Here is a 16385-nt window from a genome sequence, read left to right on the forward strand (position 1 = left end):
ATCCTCTCGCTCCGACCATCAGTTAGAAACCCTGGCGCCTGAAACATGGCGACGGGGTTTCTTTTTTTCACCGCTGAATTTCCCCTTCCTTTCTGCCCTTCATTACCAACCTGACCGCTCCTGAACAAAAACGCACCCGCCGGCATATGCGATGGGTGCGTTTTATAACAAAGGGGCAAATCCCGGGTTGCAACCCTAATGCAGGCTGCTTTCACTGGGCAATTGCAACATACGCCCCATCAGGTAATCAACATCGTCGGAATCAAATTCAACGCCAAGGTCGCCATACTGCGTCAAAATGCGTTCGATCATCCGGCGCGAATACCGTTCACGATCCTTTTCGCGACCATCAAGGTCTGTCTCATGGGCAACCTCGAGGGCGGCACGCACGCCGGGGAAAAAACTGGCGGGCATATCGGCCTTGTTATAAATCGCCTGCAATCCGTAAAGCCCGGAGTCGTGGATCAGGATACGGCTGTTGAGCAACGACACCGCTGCACGACGCGCGATACCGGCTTCAAAAAACGAAATATCGCCCATGCATAATGCACGCAGAATCAAACCGCCAGTGAGGCGATTGTTGGTATAAAGATGCTCGACCAGAATTTCGACATCGCGGCTTTCGCTGTCGTCGCCCAAAAGGCCAATGGTGGCACTTTCCTGCGACTGGGTCATCACGGCATTAACAATCCCCTCGGGCAAGTGCCCGCGTGACACCAGTTCGCCGCGCAACCGGTCTGAAACCAAGGTTACCATGCGTTCGGCAATGGTAATTGGCAAATGATTGCGCGAAATGATCGGCTTTTGAATCCGTTCATTATGGCCGAAATCATCGACAACCTTTTGCAGGGATTGTTCGCTGATTTCCGCCCCGTCATTGCCGATCAGATCAACCAGCACATCTTCGTGTCCCGCCTGGACCAGCGCGCTGGAAACAATCTCGGATACATTGCCGCGTGTGGCAATCGCCCGCTGTTTTTCCACACTGTCAGGACCATCGCCAATAATATCGACCAGGTCACTGTCACTCAGAATTTCAGAGAACTGCAATATCGGCAGCGCCACCGCATCCACATCGCGCGCCAGCGTCAGGGCAACATCGTGGGGCAAAAGCGGCGTCTGTTTCAGATTGCGGGCCAGCGCCTTGCGCACCCGGACTTCCGCATCCTTTATCATGATGCGAAATATGTCTTCGGCCAGCGAACGTTCATTCTCGGATAGCTGGTCGTCACTGAATTGCTTGCTGATTTTATCCGCGGCTTCGGCGCGGTTGTTACCCGAAGGGTCATTAATCAGTTTTGCGACATCGTTTTTTGTAATCGGGGCCACGTAACCTCTCCTGCTACGGCTGGAAATTCCACCAACCGTTACACTTCTTACTATACACCCAAGAGCCCATTGATTGAACGCAATTTATTCACATGTAAATCAGGGTAAGATAACCTGTTCGTGATCATGGCTCGCGACTTATAATGATTCCACGGATTGTCGTGCTTTGATTGCGTTACCCGCCGGGGGCTGTCAGAAAGTTTCCGCGTTGCGTTCGGCGTGGGCACCACGCTACATGCCAAGAGAGAGGCCTTGTAAATGAATTCGATCAAAATGCTTGCTATTGCAATTTCCGCCACCGCAATGTTCAGCACTGCTGCATTTGCTGCGGGCGATGCTGCCAAGGGCGAGAAAGTCTTTAAAAAATGTGCCGCCTGCCATTCGATTGAAGAAGGCAAAAACAAGGTTGGCCCGTCCTTGCATAGTGTAATTGGTCGCGAATGTGGCGCGATTTCCGATTACAAATACAGCAAAGGTTATCAGGATGCGTGCGAGAAGGGCTTCACCATTGATGAAGCATTCCTTGACGAATACCTGAAAGATCCGTCAGCCAAAATCAGCGCGATTGCTGATACCAAAGAGCGTTCGAAAATGACGTTCAAGCTGAAAAAAGAAGAAGACATTCAGGATGTTACTGAATATCTGAAACAAAACTGATCTGTTTTTCCGCACAATTTTTGTGCCAAATTCAAGATCTGGCATCAAAAGGTCGACCGGCACAGGTCGGCCTTTTGGTTCTTCAGGCCAACATTCCGCGAAAAACCTGCCGACGGGCAGAACATTCAATCACCGCACCAGACACCTGTGATTCGGCCCGGATATCGTGCCGTCAGCCCTGAATGTTTAGCGACGATTACCCAATTCCGTTGCAATGCTGCGCATTTGTTCCTCAACGCGGATCACACATTCTGACGTCACCTCAAGATCGCGATCTTCGTAAACATCGCTGTCCGGGTGTGTTTCAGCCCACGAGCAAATAGTTGCATCGCGCTGACGCACCAGAATTTCGATTTGTGGCCGGTAAAACGCAATCATGCCCGTTACCCACCGGTTTACCGGCCAGGATGGCTGGGCATGGTCAATAATGAAATTATCGAGCATCGACAAAACCGTTTCCGCATCATACCAGACCTCGCCGGTCACCCAGCGGTTGGTGGTAAACAAACGTTGGGCAAAACCATACTGGTCCATCGAAATTGCGACAAGATGCGACAGGGCCTCGTTCGGGCCGTCCGGCATTTCAAAACCTTCAATCGGCAAAGGTCGTGCCGACTCGGGCATACCACGCGGACGCATGAAGCTATGGAAATGACCATGTTCGTTCCAGTTGCGCTGCTCGTCCTTGGGATGGGCATGATAATAAAACTGGGCATGGCTGGTGCGGTCATAAACGTCACCTTGCGGGTAATGCGTCCATTCATAAAACGCCCCCGTCGTGCGGATCAATTCACCAACAATGTTGTCACCTGTTGCCGACAGAACGCGATGGCATTCCATCACATCGCGCCCGGCAGCCATCATGGTTTTGAGCTGGCCGGTGGACAATTCCGACCAGTTTATTTCAAGTTCAGTCATGGTTGTATCACCACTTGATGTGTCAACCTTCCACTTCTGAGCAGGCCCGATCGGGCAGAATGGAAATGTCGATCCGGCGGAAAGCCGGTTTGCACACAGTCAGGCCTGTATCAAAAAACTACAAGTAAAAATACTTATCTGTTTGATGACGATACGCGCAAAACACGAAAACCGATCAATATATGCCGCAAATGTTCGGGGCGGCTGTGACGCGCCGCCGGGCGGCATACCCCGCACCCCCGATCATCCCACGAGCCACCCTTTACAATGCGCGCGCCCGGCTGCTGCTGGGACATTGTCCATTCAAACACCTGTCCCGACCCGTCATAAAGACCATAAGGCCCCGGTGGATATGATTTGACAGGAACCGTGTCAAACGGCCCGCGATCAGCACTGTTTAACAAGGACGGATCATAAATATTACCCCACGGATAAAAGGTACCGTCTGGTCCGCGCACAGCCTTTTCCCATTCTGCCTCATTTGGCAGGCGCCATGTTTCGCCGGTTTTTTTACTTAACCACTGGGTATAAGCCACCGCATCCTGCCACGACACCATCACAACCGGGTGATTTTCGCGTCCGGGCCGGGGCGCCCCGTTTTTCCATGCAAACGGGCGCGTGGCTTCATAACCATGCACCAGCCCATAGGTATCCCAGACTTCCCTGGTTACACCAGGGGCAGGGTAGCCACTATCCTTGATAAAGGCCGCATACTGGTGGTTGGTTACCGGCGTTGTCGAAATTTCAAATTCCGGTAAATAAATGCGCCATTTGGTAATTTCCGAATCATACCAGCGGTTACGATGGGCGACATCCTGGCCATAAATCTGTTCGTCAATCCGATAGGCATAATCTCGTTCGATGGCATCCGACCCCTGCCAGAACCAGCCGGCAGGAATAACCGTCAGATCGGGTTTTTCAATATCGGCAGCAAAAACCGTTGATGTCTGTAACGACAGCACCATCATTGTCGCCAGCCCGAAAGCGGTTTGGCATAAGCTGCGTCCGTTAGACAACATCATTGCAATACTGGTTCCCAAAAACAAAATCCCCAAATCCTGGCAGGCTCGCTTCTTTCCCTAACACCAAATTCCCTGGATCAAAACCAATCCCCGGGCCCCTCAATTGGCGAACGGGCTTTGCAAAACAAACCCAACCGTCCCCGACATTCGTCGGGCTGCGTCCTTATGCTCCGTCTGTTTTCCCTAAACTGATATTCTGAAAACCGGTTATAACGGGACTTTTAGAAGTTACATATTTGTAAAACCGCTACATCAATGTCAAGCAACCCCAGGCTGAACCAGATCACACTGCAAATATTCCTGCCATTTTCGTCGCGAAAAAATACTCACGAAAGCGTGAAAACACGTGACCCCACAAACCTGAAATTTTTGTCACTATAGCTTTGCTGATTGATTGCAAACACCCTGTGCCGGGCCGTTTGCACGGTAAATGTTTTTCTCCCCCCGAACATTTGCCACACCGGTCAGCACCTGGACGAAAAACGTCTTCTTCCGCGGGCTTCTCCCCCCGCAAAACGAAAAACCGGCATTGCCCCTTTCCCCAGGGCAATGCCGGTTTTGTATTTTGCACACAAAGCTGGCGTCAAAGGATACGATCAAACACCCCCTTTGCCTGTTTGATCGTATCCTTTCCCGTTTTATTATGCCGCCCTGCTGTTTTGCCTGGTGCCAGGCGTCAGGCAAAACAACGCTTTTCCTTAATAAAACATGCTGCCACCCTGCCATATTCAAGAAAAACCAGGCACAAACTGCGGGGGAAATTTTTTGCAAAACCCGATTTAACATTATCACCACGACAATTTCGGGCCTTAATCGTGCCATTCACACCCCAAACGATTACCGCGAAAGCAGCGCAAGATAACAAAATCATGGACTTATTGCGCAAAAACAGCAAAAATACCGGTTAACACTGTATAAAATATCAAACCTGAAAACAGAAACTCTTACAGTTACGGGACAAGGGCGCCGGTTTAACAAGGTGGCCTATGGAAAAGCAGATTCTAGATGCGCTCTCGCAATCGAATGCCGGGATCGCTCTGTTTGATGCCAATGAACGTCTTATTTTTGCAAATCCGGCATGGAATCAACTGATTACCGGTATTGCAGAAGACGACCTGGTATTTGACGAAACCAGTCTCGACAATGGCGGCATGCTTTCTGTGTGTCTTGTACGTCCGCATATCCATGCCAGCGAAATGCGCCCTTCCCTTACCGATGTTGACAACCAGAAACGCGGCACTGTTCTGGTTGCCGATGACAGTGCATCAAACCGTATGGTGGCACGCCGGATGTTACAGGCCGAAGGTTTCAGCGTAATGGAAGCAGGCGATGGCCAAAGCGTGCTGGATATTTTACGCCGCGGTATTCCGGTTGATGTTGTGCTGATGGATGTTGAAATGCCCGACATGGACGGGCTGCATACCACCCGGCGCATTCGCCACATGGATGGTCCTTCGTCACGCATTCCAATTATTGCCTTTTCAGCACACCGCACCCGTGACTGGAACATGATTGCCCGGCAATCAGGTGTGAACGATTTTATTAGCAAACCAATTCAACGGGCCAGCCTGTTACGCGTTATCAGCGAAAACCTGCTGCGCAACGGCACCAACACCCGCAAGGGTAACCTCTCGGCACCGGCCCCCGTTGCCCGGATGAAACAAAATACCCGCGCTTTTAACAAACTCCCCTCTGACGATTTGCCTGCCAGTCCGGTTCTTGACGTTAATATTCTTGAAAAACTTTATCGCGATGCGGGTATGGACGGGGCAGCCAACGGCATTGACCTGTTTATTACCGAGACCGAATCTCGCCTGGTGCAAATTGATGATGCCCTGTCGCGCTGCGATTTTCACGCTGTTCGCAACGAAGTCCATGCCCTTAAAAGCACATCTGGCACTTTTGGCCTGCGACAATTGGCGGATTTATGCGATGCAGCGCATAACATGTTTGACAGCAACGACATTGAAGAACATCACATCGTCAAATTATCGCGCCGGGTGGTGCAATTGGCCCCAACGGCCCTGACCGCGTTAAACCTGTATCGTCGCAGTCGGTCGTGGGCGCTTAGTTAAGGATGCAAACAACACAAACCGGCAGCCCCCAGCCACGACAAACAAACACCCGTTCCGGTGCACCTTAACAATCGGCCATTCATCGTGCATCAGCCTGTTTGTTTTCGCTTTTTTGTCCCGTTTCCCACACCTGCCACACCAACAGGTTCCAAACGGTCAGCGCGGCATTAAAATCATTGGCGCAGGCCCGTCGCCATATTTTTCGCTGATCGGCCCGGGTTAGCTGCACGCGGCTGAAAATGTATTTTTGTGCTGTATTTTCATCCCCCCAGATCAGCATCGAAACATCGCGTATCCAGTTCCCAACCGGGGGATTAAACCCCGCCTTTGCCCCATCAAGATATCTGGCTGGCACCATGGGCCGCACAACCGCGCGCCAAATCGCCTTACCCTGCCCTGCCAAATGGTCTTGAACCGGAATTAAACGGGCCAGTTTGCGCACCGCCGGGTCCAGCAGCGGCGGACGATATTCAACACCAAACGCCATTCCCATGCGATCGCTCATTGCAAGCTGATTACCAGGCAGTGTGACAGATTGATCAAACTGCATCATTGCCGCGGCAATATCATGATCCAGCCCTGTCATGTCATTTTGCAACCGGCCATACCGGGCAAGAACACAACGATTGTTCCAGCCGGTTAAAACATCATCACGGCTCCCGGTCGTCATCTGTAAAAACTTGTACATTCCTGAAAAATGCCGGTTTAGCGCGGGGGGCAAATACGGTTCGCCAAACGTTAAACATGCGGCCAAACCACGACGTGCCAAACGTGGCATTGCCAGCCATTTCTGCGCAAGTTGCGCCATCCGATAACGACGATAACCGCCAAAAATTTCGTCGCCCCCATCGCCCGTCAGGCATACCGGGGCAATATCGGCAACAGCCTGACTTAACCTGTGTGTTAAAATCATCGCCGGGTTGGCAAATGGCCCGCCAAATGCCAACAACCCCGCCTGTAATCTTTGCAAAATGTCATCGGCCCGGTGCGGTGCCGCGACAATTTGCAACGTTAATCCCAAATGGTCGGCCAAATGTTGCGCGCGCCTGGTTTCATCAAGCCGCCGATCACGAAACCCCATCACAATGGCCGTTGGCCGCTTTGTTTTATCGCTGCGATGCCTGCCCATATGGCTGGCCATGGCGGCAATGCCGGCGCTATCCATCCCGCCAGATAACAGGCAGGCAAAAGATCGGTCACATGTCATTGCTTCGGCAACAGCCCGGTAAACCCTGCGACGCATACCCGACACAACCTGCCCGGCTGTCGGCATGCTGCTGCCAGCCCCTTTCATACGGGCGGCCTTTGTGTGTTCTGCATCCCGGTTTAAGACATCAGACCGGGTAAATAACTTCCGTTGGTTTTGCCTGGCACTTCTGGCACTTTGGCCGGCCAATGGCTGCGATCTGCGACTGGATTTATCATAACATTCCAGCTTGCCATTCTTCCAACGAGCGATTTCGCCGGGTTGCAGTTGCAAAACATGACCAAAAACCGTTTTTGGTGCCGGTACAAACAAATGGGCCAGCGCGGCATCAAACGCTGTTTCATGAAGGGCAGCAGTAACGCCTGGCACCGTCAAAAGCGGGGATAATTCGGATGCAAAAAAAAGATGTCCGTCGTCGCGATGGGTGAAAAACAATGGTTTTTGGCCCATATCATCCACGGCCATCCATAAGGTGGCCGTATGGCAATCCCACAAGGCAAAGGAAAAGGCCCCGGCCAGGTCCGCCAACACAGCGCCTAATGCCGCAACCTGTGCCGCGTAATCGCCCCCTGCTGCCCCTATTGTTTTTATAAGCAGGCGTAACAAAACATCGGTATCGGCAAGGTTTTGGCCCGGTTCCCGCGCAACACGCGCCGGGTTGGGGCCATTCACATCACCGTATGACATACGGGCCGATAATTGCCGATATCCGCCAATATAACCGTTAAACACCAATACAAAACGGCCATCACGGCTGGTGATGGGTTGGGCTGCACGCGCTGTCAGGTCCGTTGTGGCAAGACGACGATGTACAAAAACCGGCCCATCGATATCGGCCGGAACGGCACCATCGGCAGTTAAAACAACATCCGTTTCAGGCCATATACCGGCACCATCCGGCCCCCGATGTGCCAGCGCATCGGACGTTGCCATCGCCCAAGGGCGGGCATCTTGGTCGGTTGCTCCGGCAAAACCACACATATACTGGTGGCCGCTAGTCAGTTTTTCGGGGTTGGGCGAACCATGCGCCAACCCGGCGCAACCCTTCGCGGGCCTCGACCGGTGGCAACCAGTGTAAATCGCGGCGAATGGCACGATTATCAATTTGCAACGAACTGGTTAAGCGCTGCACCTGCGCCGTTTTGCCGGTAACCCGGCCAATAAAGCCCAACACACCGGTTGGAACCGACAGCAAAATCGCTTTTTTGCCCATGCCTTCGGCCAAAAGGGAAATCATTTCACCAATCGAAAAATCCTCGCCATCCGATACCATATAGGTTTTATAACAGGCACTTGGGTGCTGCGCGACCACCACACAGGCATCGGCGAGGTTATCAACATGAATTAAACTGCGATAATTATGAATGGCGCCGAATGGCAAGGGAATGCCCCGGGATGTCAATTTCGCCAAAGCCGCAAAATTGGCCTTTACCCCCGGCCCGTAAACCAGTGGGGGCCGTAATATGGTTAGTCCCAGCCCCGATTCTTCCGAAAACTGACGCAAGGCATTCTCGGCTTCGGCCTTGGATTGTCCATATGGGTCTTGCGGGTTAACCGGGCTATGTTCGTTGAAGGCCGAAAACAGGGTTTCTTCGCCATTCACCTTGATCGAACTTACAAAAACCATACGCTTTACATTTTGCGCCGCAGCGGCCCGCGCCAAATGAAGGCTGCCTGCCACATTAACCGCGCGAAACGCCGCCAGCGGATCAGACGATACATCATTCATCACATGGACGCGTGCTGCCAGATGCACAACACAGTCAACACCCTGCAAATGCCCGGTCCAGTCGGTATTGCCATCAATATCGCCAATGATCCGGGCATCCCGCGCCAGATCAGCCGGCAACTGTGCCAGGGCAGCTTCAGTGCGCACCAGGGGGCGCACAGTGAAACCGTCGGCAAGGGCCGCCTTGCATACGGCCCGGCCGACAAAACCATTTGCCCCGGTAATCGCCATTGTTTTCTGGTCGGTCATTTATTCAGGCTCGCCTTGATCGGGGTTAAGGGCTGGTGTTTCATCCGGTCGTGCCATATTCAGGCGTTGTTGCAAATCACCCAAAACATACAATCGCAACGCGCTGGACAAATTTCCCTCGCGTCCTTCATCAATCAGCACCACCATTTCTGCAATGCTGCGCCCTTCTCGCATGGCAATGCGTTGCAATTCCTGCCAAAACGCATCTTCCAGCGAAAAACTGGTCCGGTGTCCGGCAATGGTGATGGATCGCTTGCGAACTTCGGTATTCATCAAAAATTCCATTGAACACACAAATAAAACAACACGATATAGTCTTAGCAGCAAGCGCGTATACAGTCAGGAACAAACGGGGCCAATGATGAAACTTATCCACCTTAGCGATTGCCATTTCACCGACCCTGTCCCCGATACCCCGCCTGGCAGTAAACCACACCCGCAAAAAACCCTGCAAGCCGTCATTGCCGATATTTGCCAATGGCATAGTGATGCCGAACTATGTGTGATTTCCGGTGATTTAACCCACCAGGGCACCCTTGCCCAATATGCGCTGTTTCGCGATACCATCGCGGCCCTGCCGATGCCGGTGCATGTTATTCCCGGCAATCATGATGTACGCGACACAATGCTTACAACCCTGCCCGATACCCCGTGCGATGAAAACGGTTTCATCAATTATTCATTTACCTGCAATGGCATACGTATCGTGATGCTTGATACTCTGTCCGACGGTGAAGATAGCGGCATTTTATGCCCCATGCGCCTTGCATGGCTGAAAACCGAACTGCACCATTCACGCAACCTGCCCTGCCTGGTTTTCATGCACCATCCGCCTGTCGCAATGGGTTTACCATTTATGGACAGCATAAATTTGCAAAACGCCGATGCCTTTGGCGACGTTTTGCAAGTCCACCCGGCCATTCGCCACATCTTTTTCGGGCATCTGCATCGCCCCTGCCACGGCATTTGGCGCGGTATTCCCTTTACCGGGGGTGCCAGCAGTTTTACCGGGCAACCGCTGGCAATGCAGCCGGGCGCGGGGTTGCCCGATAAACCCTGGCTGGAACCGGGATATGGCATTGCGCTGATCAATGAAAATGACGCCTCGGTGCGCTATCATTTTGAAACAGTGCCAAACCCGAAAAATTAAGCCTGAAATTCAGGCTGCATTGTTCCATTCTGCCAAAACCGTTTCATCGGTTTCCTTTGCCAACTGATGGCTTCGCACATCGTTAAACGATGCCGGGTCCATTAATTGTGCCATTGCCCATACCGCGCTGGCACGAATAAGGACGGATGGATCCTCTAACAGGGTGCGCACCTGTGTAAGAATACTGGCATCCGCACCCTTGTTATCATTGCCAATCGCAATCAGCACATTGCGCAAAAACTTTGCCCGGCCAATCCGTTTGATTGGCGATCCGGCAAAAAAGGCGCGAAAGGCTTCGTCATCCATTTCCAAAAAATCGGCCAGCCGTGGCGCGGTAAGCTCGGCACGCGGCATAAAGGCCAATTCTTCTGTGCGGCTGGCAAATTTGTTCCACGGGCAAACCGACAAACAGTCATCACACCCATAAATGCGATTGCCCATCGCCCGGCGAAATTCGTGCGGAATGACGCCGTCATGCTCGATCGTCAGGTATGAAATGCACCGCCTGGCGTCAAGTTTATAGGGTTCGGGAAACGCATTGGTCGGGCAGGCATCCAGACAATTGCGACACGATCCGCAATGGTCAATCTCGGGTTTTTGCGGGGCATCGTCAAATTGCAGGGTGGTAAAAACCTCGCCCAGAAACAACCACGACCCATATTCGCGCGACACCACATTGGTATGCTTGCCCTGCCAGCCAATGCCCCCGGCCTGGGCCAGCGGTTTTTCCAAAACCGGCGCCGTATCGACAAACACCTTTACCTGTTCTGCCCCGCCGGTTTGCTCCACCAGCCAGCGGGCCAGTTGTTTCAAACGTTTTTTGATCAGGTCGTGATAATCGCGGTTTTGCGCATAAACCGAAATCATTGCCCGGTCGGGATGGTCCAGCAAGGCAAGCGGGTTTTCGGCCGGGCCATAATTGGTGCCCAGCACAATCACGCTTTTTACATCTTCCCACAAAACACGCGGGTCACGGCGACGTGGTAGCCGTTCGGGGTCCGCCATCCAGGCCATGCTACCAAATTCCTGCCCGGCAACAAATTCATCCAGCCGCTGCTGGTTGCGGGCATCAATTTCGGGGCGCGCAATACCGCAAACGTCAAAGCCAATTTCCCTGGCTTTGGCGCGAAGCATATCAAGGCTGACGATGTTCGCCGTTTTGGCTGTCATGGCAACGGGTTTGGCTTATCTGTGTTATTTGTGTTTTCTATCTCTCGGTGCCGCCTTATATCGTTTTTCACACAAAAAACAAAAGGCCGCAGCATTACACCACGGCCTTTATCGCCAAAAATCAAACAGCAGATCACCTGTTACAGGTCAAAAAGGCCGCAAAACCCGGCACTGCCACCGCAAAATATTGATGGGTGAATTACAGTCCGGATGCGAAAGCCGGACTGACCACTTCATGCAATGACACCCCCTTCAACAGGAAGATTAAGACCTTTGATGTAGCGCGCGGCGTTACAGAATTGGCTAAAAAATCAGGGTGCAGCACCGAACGGGCCGCCCCCCTCTTTTCATGTCAGGTCGTGCATGGCGCGACGTCGCGCATTTTGCCTTCTAGAAACGATACCGCAAGGTCGCCAGCATGGTGCGTTCCTGACCGACGTAACAGTTCGCAAGGTTATAACAGGACGCAATGTAATCCTTGTCGAACAGGTTATTGATGTTAAAGCGCATATCGGCATTTTCCACACCAATGCGCGACAGGTCGTAATCAAACGACAGATCAACAATGGTGTAATCGGGTACGCGCTGGGTATTGTCCGCCGTCGCCCAGGTTTCGCCGACATAGCGCGCCCCGGCCCCGACATCCAGCCCGGCCAACACCCCGGCATCAAAGCTGTATTTACCCCATAAGGATGCCGTGTGCTCAGGTACCTGCATCGGTGTTTTACCGTCCTTGGCATCGCCCGGCGCATCATAGCTGGCATCGGTATAGGCATATCCGGCTGTCATGCTGAAATGATCGGTCAGTTTTGCCCGTGCCTCCAGCTCGATCCCTTGCGATTTAATTGTACCTGCGGGCGAATACACAAAGGTCACCGGGTCGGCAATCGCGACATTTTCCTGTTCAATATGAAAAACCGATGCGGTGAACAACATATCGCGCCCTTTGGGCTGATATTTGATCCCGGCTTCATATTGCGTGCCTTCGGTCGGGGCCAGCGGGTCACCATTGGCATCGGCATACAGGTTAGGGTTAAACGATTCCGAATAGTTGAAATAAGGTGCAATGCCGTTATCGAACAAATACAGTAACCCGGCACGGGTGGTCAGTTTGCTGCGGTCTTCGCCGGTGCGCTTTTCTGTCAAACGGTTCAGGTTATCGGTTTCCACCCAATCCTCGCGCGCGCCCAGTGACAACCGCCAGTTTTCATAGGCAAGCTGGTCCTGCACATACACCCCGGTTTGTTCCAGCGTTTTGGTCGCCAGCGCATACGGCGTGCCAAATGTGACATTGGCATTGCCATAGGACGGGTTCCACGGGTTGATGCCTGACACAGCAGTGTACCAATAATTGGTCCGTGATCGGCGATGCTGATAATCCAGCCCGCCTATAACGGTATGATCCACACTGCCCGTACTGAAATTGCCTGTTAGCTGGTTATCAACCGTAAAGGCCCGCAGGCTTTCATAACCGCCATAATAGGCACGTTTCAAATTGTTGGTACTACCATCCCAGCCTGTTTGGTAAATCTGGTCAATATCAACATCTGAATCCAGAAACCGGAAATTCTGTTTGAATGTCAGATCGTCGTCAAAATCATGCTCGAACTGATAGCCAACCATGTTTTGTGTGCGATCAAACTTTTCCAGAGACGGTTCACCGTCAAAAAAATCACGTGGAAGATACTGCCCGTTATGGGGATAAAGTGTTCCTTCTGCGGGCACGCCATTGTGGGTACCGCCTTCGGGGTCGCGCTGAAAATACCCCATCAGGGTCAGGCGAGTATCATCGGTAAAATTCGCCGTTAACGACGGTGCGATGACATAACGTTCTTCTTTGGCATAATCAAACTGGGTATCAGATGCATCGGCCTTGCCAACCAGCCGATAGGCCAGCTTGCCACCTTCACGGATCGGGCCGGTTATATCAAAGGCAACGCCGCGCTGCTGGCGCGTACCATATGAAACCTCGACTTCGCCCTTTTGATCAAATTCGGGTTTTTTACTGCTAAGGGCGACCAATCCGCCCGGCGACGACCGGCCATATAAAACCGATGCCGGGCCTTTTACGGTATCAATCCGTTCCACAAAATACGGGTCAATCTGCATTGAGCTATAGGTCGAATCATCGCTCATGGTTTTCATGCCATCGAGATAGATATTATCGATGCTGCGATCGACCAGCCCGCGCAAAATCACGTAATCATAACGGTTTGATGCCCCGACCTGCCCGGTAAAAGCCCCGGGGGTATAGCGCATCGCCTGCATCACTGTTTGCGATCCCTGATCTTCGATTTCGTCCGATGTCACCACCGAAATGCTTTGCGGCGTTTCCAGAATTGACGTGTCGGTTTTGGTCGCCGACAATGACCGTTTGGCGACATATCCCTGTACCGGGCCGTCTGCACGTTCAAATTCCTTGTCGGCTTCCACCCGTACCGGGTCCAGCACCACATCCCCGTCGGCCGCACCGTTGATCGTTACCTTTTCAATCGTGATGGTGTCGCCACTGGTCACGCGCCAGTTGTAACCTGATCCGGCCAGTAAACGGTGCAACGCCTGGTCACGGGTAAAACTGCCAATAACAGCAGGCGATTGCGCACTGGCGACACCGTCGCTGGGGAAAAACAGTTTCACATTGGCCTGATCGGCAAAAAGGGTTAGTGCGCGGTCCATGTTCTGGGCGGGAATGCTGAAATTAATTGCCGCATCATCGGCAACCGGCCCACTTTGCGCCCACGAAGATGTTGCCGGTATCATGCCCCCGGCCAGGGCTGCGCCCGATATCATGGTTGTCATCATCAACCGGCCCGCCCAGCGGGTGGCAGCGCGACCGGAAATACGATGTGAAGAAGCGGCAAAAAAGGGTGTGGCCTGCCGGTTGGCACGGTTGGAACCCAGCGTCATATTGTTTAACCCTTAAATTTAATCATCCCAATGCAAATGATTTTGATAACGGTTATCACTTGCTGTTGGTCATATGACGAAACCGGCATTCGAAACTTGCAGCAAAAATTTCAAAAAATTTTGCCAGTTTTCGACTTCATCTTATTTCAGGGTTTTAAATCAATAGATTACAGTTGCAACCATGGTAGAAAAAACATGTGCATCCGTGGTATCGTCAATCGATTTCAACAGATCATCAAGGTCATTCAAATCGAAAACACCACTGACTTTAAGGTCTGCCAGTTGCTGATTTGCCAAAATGATCCGGCCTTTACGATAACGTTGAATTTCCGCAATCACTGCTGACAATGGCTGACGATTAAAAATCAGCTTGCCGCGCATCCATGCGGTTTGGGCATCTACCCCGTCTGACAAAACGTCCGATAGTTTCCCTGACCCGTCATAGGAAACCCGTTGTCCTGCCGTAATATTAACCGGAAGGGTTGTCTTTTGCCCGGTTGAAACGGCGACAATGCCTTCGCGAACACCAACATGCACGCCATCGTCGGCCAGCTGCACGTCATAAACCGTACCTACCGCACGCGCCTGCCCGTTTTGTGCCATCACAACAAAGGGGCGGGCCGGGTTTTTGGCCACTTCAAACAGGGCTTCGCCTGCATCCAAATGCACTTCGCGCCGGGAAGGCGAATAATTAATCGACAATGCCGATGCGGTGTTTAAATGCACCAACGTGCCATCAGGCAACGAAACCGTGCGATGTTCACCAATACCCGTTGCGTAATCGGCAAACAGCCCGGCCACCGGGCCAACCATGCCCGGCACAATCACGCCAGCCGTTAAACAAACCAGCACGCCCAATGACGCCAGCAACACCGCCGTGCCCCGCCCTATCGGCCATGCCGGTTTGCGTATTTTCGCATGACCATTACGGTGCAAGTGCATGGCGTGGTCATACTGTGCCTCGCGGTCCGCCGATATTGATCCACGGCGACCCTGGCCAAACCCTGGTGTAGCCATCGGCATAGCGTGGCGTGGTTTTGCTTTCGAGATTATGTGGCGATGCCCACCCTCGTTTCCGGCCTGCCAGTTCTGCGCTGCACCGGTTTGCCCTATGCCATGTAACAGCAACCGGGCCTCGTCCATTGCGACAGCATGATCGGGCGATTGCGACAACCAATCGTAATAATCCTGTTGCACATCGTCACTGACATGACCGGACGACAGCGTTACCAGCCAATTAATGGCCGTATCGCTGATATCCCGGTTGTCGTGGTTTTGATCGCGGTCCTGCCCGTCTGTATCCTTGGTCACCGGCGCATTCCTGTTGTTTGGCCATCCACCTGGCACAGGGAAAATTGCCCCCCTGATTTATAGACGTTCAGGCACCGCCAAACCGGCAATTCAAATGTCATTATTTTTGGTCCGCCCGCCAAAGTTCATCGCGGCATTGTTGCAAGGCACGGGCAATATATTTGGCAACCATGCTTTCCGAAACCCCCAATTTCCGCGCGATTTCGGCATGGGGCAAGCCATCAACCCGAAACATCAACAGGGCACGACGCGGGTTCTCCGGCAATCGGTCCAATGCACAATCTAGCAAAGCCAGTTGTTCACGGCCCATCGCCGTGGCCTCAGGCGATGGTTTTGGGTCGGCCACCAGTGCGGCGGCACCTGCGGTATCGGCGGCATTGGCATTGTGGCGCTTTTCACGGCGCAACCAGTCAATCGCCAGGTTACCGGCAACCCGGTAAATATAGGCACGCGGGTTATCAATTGGCACATCGCCCGGCGGCGATGATGCCAGGCGCAAATAGGTATCCTGGGCAATATCGGCAGCCCGTTGGGAATCCCCGCCCATACGACGGGTTAAAAACCGCACCAGATGGTCGTAATTTTCCTGAAAACTGCTGATTAAAATCGACGCTGTATCGCGACGCATCTATGTGGCCCATCTTGCGCAAACATCTGCTGT

General features: G+C 52.7%; 13 protein-coding genes. 3 read left to right on the top strand and 10 right to left on the bottom strand.

What is annotated here, in order from left to right; genetic code table 11:
- Window positions 1-195 precede the first annotated feature (195 nt).
- Complete coding sequence (locus THS27_RS03035; protein WP_085587766.1) at window positions 196-1329, bottom strand: DUF2336 domain-containing protein; 1134 nt, start codon at window positions 1327-1329, stop codon at window positions 196-198.
- Window positions 1330-1587: 258 nt separating this feature from the next.
- On the opposite strand from THS27_RS03035, the gene THS27_RS03040 reads away from it, so the two are divergent.
- Complete coding sequence (locus THS27_RS03040) at window positions 1588-1986, top strand: cytochrome c family protein (RefSeq protein ID WP_085587768.1); 399 nt, start codon at window positions 1588-1590, stop codon at window positions 1984-1986.
- 186 nt (window positions 1987-2172) lie between these two features.
- On the opposite strand, the gene THS27_RS03045 is transcribed toward THS27_RS03040, so the two are convergent.
- Together THS27_RS03045 and THS27_RS03050 are read right to left on the bottom strand one after the other, a co-directional pair.
- Complete coding sequence (locus THS27_RS03045; RefSeq protein WP_085587770.1) at window positions 2173-2904, bottom strand: hypothetical protein; 732 nt, start codon at window positions 2902-2904, stop codon at window positions 2173-2175.
- 134 nt (window positions 2905-3038) lie between these two features.
- Window positions 3039-3926: an SUMF1/EgtB/PvdO family nonheme iron enzyme gene (locus tag THS27_RS03050; protein ID WP_246832820.1), complete on the bottom strand. Its 888-nt coding sequence runs from the start codon at window positions 3924-3926 to the stop codon at window positions 3039-3041.
- A 986-nt stretch (window positions 3927-4912) separates the two neighbouring features.
- Here THS27_RS03050 and THS27_RS03060 point away from each other — a divergent pair.
- Entirely contained in the window at window positions 4913-6001 is a 1089-nt protein-coding gene (locus THS27_RS03060) for a response regulator (protein ID WP_085587774.1), read from the top strand.
- Window positions 6002-6080: 79 nt separating this feature from the next.
- Here THS27_RS03060 and THS27_RS03065 read toward each other — a convergent pair whose 3' ends face one another.
- From THS27_RS03065 to THS27_RS03075, 3 genes are read right to left on the bottom strand one after another with little or no spacing between them, the layout of a single operon-like run.
- A complete protein-coding gene (locus tag THS27_RS03065; RefSeq protein WP_085587776.1) occupies window positions 6081-8240 on the bottom strand; it encodes an asparagine synthetase B in 2160 nt (719 codons plus the stop codon).
- Window positions 8203-9186 (bottom strand): SDR family oxidoreductase, encoded by a 984-nt coding sequence (locus THS27_RS03070; protein WP_210402816.1) that lies wholly within the window; start codon window positions 9184-9186, stop codon window positions 8203-8205. Before THS27_RS03070 ends, THS27_RS03065 begins: the two co-directional genes overlap by 38 nt.
- A complete protein-coding gene (locus tag THS27_RS03075) occupies window positions 9187-9459 on the bottom strand; it encodes a ribbon-helix-helix domain-containing protein (protein ID WP_085587778.1) in 273 nt (90 codons plus the stop codon).
- Window positions 9460-9544: 85 nt separating this feature from the next.
- On the opposite strand from THS27_RS03075, the gene THS27_RS03080 reads away from it, so the two are divergent.
- Window positions 9545-10336, top strand: a complete 792-nt coding sequence (locus THS27_RS03080) for a phosphodiesterase (RefSeq protein ID WP_168184808.1) — start codon at window positions 9545-9547, stop codon at window positions 10334-10336.
- A 9-nt stretch (window positions 10337-10345) separates the two neighbouring features.
- Here THS27_RS03080 and queG read toward each other — a convergent pair whose 3' ends face one another.
- The 4 genes from queG to THS27_RS03100 all read right to left on the bottom strand — a co-directional run bounded on the left by queG (window position 10346) and on the right by THS27_RS03100 (window position 16352).
- On the bottom strand, window positions 10346-11506 hold the full coding sequence (gene queG, locus THS27_RS03085) for a tRNA epoxyqueuosine(34) reductase QueG (RefSeq protein ID WP_085587779.1): 1161 nt from the start codon (window positions 11504-11506) through the stop codon (window positions 10346-10348).
- Between the two features lie 390 nt (window positions 11507-11896).
- Window positions 11897-14413, bottom strand: a complete 2517-nt coding sequence (locus tag THS27_RS03090; RefSeq protein WP_139835458.1) for a TonB-dependent siderophore receptor — start codon at window positions 14411-14413, stop codon at window positions 11897-11899.
- Window positions 14414-14572: 159 nt separating this feature from the next.
- Window positions 14573-15724 (bottom strand): FecR domain-containing protein, encoded by a 1152-nt coding sequence (locus THS27_RS03095; protein ID WP_139835459.1) that lies wholly within the window; start codon window positions 15722-15724, stop codon window positions 14573-14575.
- A 100-nt stretch (window positions 15725-15824) separates the two neighbouring features.
- The gene (locus THS27_RS03100) at window positions 15825-16352 is read right to left on the bottom strand and encodes an RNA polymerase sigma factor (RefSeq protein ID WP_085587783.1); all 528 of its coding nucleotides are present in this window, start codon (window positions 16350-16352) and stop codon (window positions 15825-15827) included.
- Window positions 16353-16385: the final 33 nt, after the last annotated feature.

This window comes from Thalassospira sp. MCCC 1A01428, assembly GCF_002115825.1.
Lineage (GTDB): Bacteria > Pseudomonadota > Alphaproteobacteria > Rhodospirillales > Thalassospiraceae > Thalassospira.

What these genes read in the sequence shown, in the direction of transcription:
- THS27_RS03040 (WP_085587768.1), top strand. Translation starts at nt 1,588, where the DNA reads ATGAATTCGATCAAAATGCTTGCTATTGCAATTTCCGCCACCGCAATG.
- THS27_RS03045 (WP_085587770.1), bottom strand. Translation starts at nt 2,904, where the DNA reads ATGACTGAACTTGAAATAAACTGGTCGGAATTGTCCACCGGCCAGCTC.
- THS27_RS03050 (WP_246832820.1), bottom strand. Translation starts at nt 3,926, where the DNA reads ATGATGTTGTCTAACGGACGCAGCTTATGCCAAACCGCTTTCGGGCTG.
- THS27_RS03060 (WP_085587774.1), top strand. Translation starts at nt 4,913, where the DNA reads ATGGAAAAGCAGATTCTAGATGCGCTCTCGCAATCGAATGCCGGGATC.
- THS27_RS03070 (WP_210402816.1), bottom strand. Translation starts at nt 9,186, where the DNA reads ATGACCGACCAGAAAACAATGGCGATTACCGGGGCAAATGGTTTTGTC.
- THS27_RS03075 (WP_085587778.1), bottom strand. Translation starts at nt 9,459, where the DNA reads ATGAATACCGAAGTTCGCAAGCGATCCATCACCATTGCCGGACACCGG.
- THS27_RS03080 (WP_168184808.1), top strand. Translation starts at nt 9,545, where the DNA reads ATGATGAAACTTATCCACCTTAGCGATTGCCATTTCACCGACCCTGTC.
- queG (WP_085587779.1), bottom strand. Translation starts at nt 11,506, where the DNA reads ATGACAGCCAAAACGGCGAACATCGTCAGCCTTGATATGCTTCGCGCC.
- THS27_RS03090 (WP_139835458.1), bottom strand. Translation starts at nt 14,413, where the DNA reads ATGACGCTGGGTTCCAACCGTGCCAACCGGCAGGCCACACCCTTTTTT.
- THS27_RS03100 (WP_085587783.1), bottom strand. Translation starts at nt 16,352, where the DNA reads ATGCGTCGCGATACAGCGTCGATTTTAATCAGCAGTTTTCAGGAAAAT.